This is a genomic window from Massilia sp. P2_C2, assembly GCF_056404615.1.
The window spans coordinates 1-1221 of the sequence record NZ_JBFUDR010000611.1; the positions used below are offsets into that span (position 1 = coordinate 1).

Consider the following 1221-nt stretch of genomic DNA (forward strand, 5'->3'; position numbering starts at 1 on the left):
ACCTTGGCCGTGTGGCGCTGCACCGGCCGCTACGCTCTCCCCTACCTCAAAGTCGGCCGCCTCGTGCGCTACCGCCAGTCCGACCTCGACGCCTTCCTGAAAGCACGCAGCGTGGACTTCGTCGAGGAGAACCAGTAATGCGCGCGCCCATCGACAACCCGTCGTTGTTGGACGAACTGGAAATGCTGCTGTCGCGGCATTCCGGCCTGGGCATCGGCAGCGACGTCTTCCACATGTCCGCGCTCGAGCTGCAAGGGCTGTACCAATAGCTCACCCGCCTGCAGCTGTCGCAGGAACCCGACGTCAACGAATCCTAGTCTGCCCCCCACCGAGTGCGGGGACGCTGGCGCCTGCTTCTACTACACGGGCGCCAGCGCACGATTCCGCGGATAACTTATCAAAGGAAAACGCCATGGGTAAAAAAGTGATCATTGACCCCGAGTTTGAAGCCCTGATCCCGCCGCTGACGGCCGATGAGTACGCTGCGCTCGAAGAAAACCTCCAGCGTCACGGCTGCCAACAGCGACTGGTCCTGTGGAAAAGCATCCTTGTGGATGGCCACAACCGCTACAAGATCTGCAAGAAACACGACATCCCGTTCGATACCAAAGATCTGGAACGTGTCGACAGCCGTGAGAGCGCGATGGCGTGGATGGTCGACAATCAACTGGCACGCCGCAATATCAACAACTTCCAGCGCGCTGAACTCGCGCTCAAGAAGAAAGACGCGCTCGCAGCCTTGGCGAAGGAAAAACAACAGGAGGGCACCAACCAGTATTCGAGCCTGTCGACAAATTTGTCGGAAGGCTCGACGTTGGACACCCGCCGTGAACTGGCCAAAGCTGCAGGCGTTTCCGAAGGTACGTTCGCCAAGGTCGAGAAAATCAAAGAAACCGCTGTTGAGGATGTCCTCAAGAAAGCACGCTCCGGCGAGGTCAAGATCGATGTGGCGGCCCAGGTTGCCACCCTGCCACAGGACGAACAAGTCGCGCTGGCGGCGGCCGGCAACGATGCAATGAAGGCTGCTGCCAAAACCGTACGTCAAGCCAGCAAGTCGAAGAAAAGCGTGGCCGACGAAGTTGCGCCGGAAGCTAAAGTAAACGCCATCGATCCGAAATACGAAGATGATTCGTCGCCGGATGACGCAGTTGAACTGGTTCGCCTGCGCATCGAGAATAAAACGCTGCGCAATCGCGTCGAAGAGCTGACCAAGGCGGGAAA

Annotated in this window: 2 protein-coding genes; both read left to right on the plus strand. The window is 58.6% G+C overall.

The genetic code is table 11. The annotated features are described in order from the left end of the window. Positions 1–137 precede the first annotated feature (137 nt). A complete protein-coding gene (locus AC1DYX_RS31300) occupies positions 138–269 on the plus strand; it encodes a hypothetical protein (RefSeq protein ID WP_477266132.1) in 132 nt (43 codons plus the stop codon). A gap of 143 nt (positions 270–412) precedes the next feature. Beyond that, positions 413–1221 (plus strand): hypothetical protein (locus AC1DYX_RS31305; protein ID WP_477266134.1); only part of this gene is annotated, 809 nt, incomplete at its 3' end.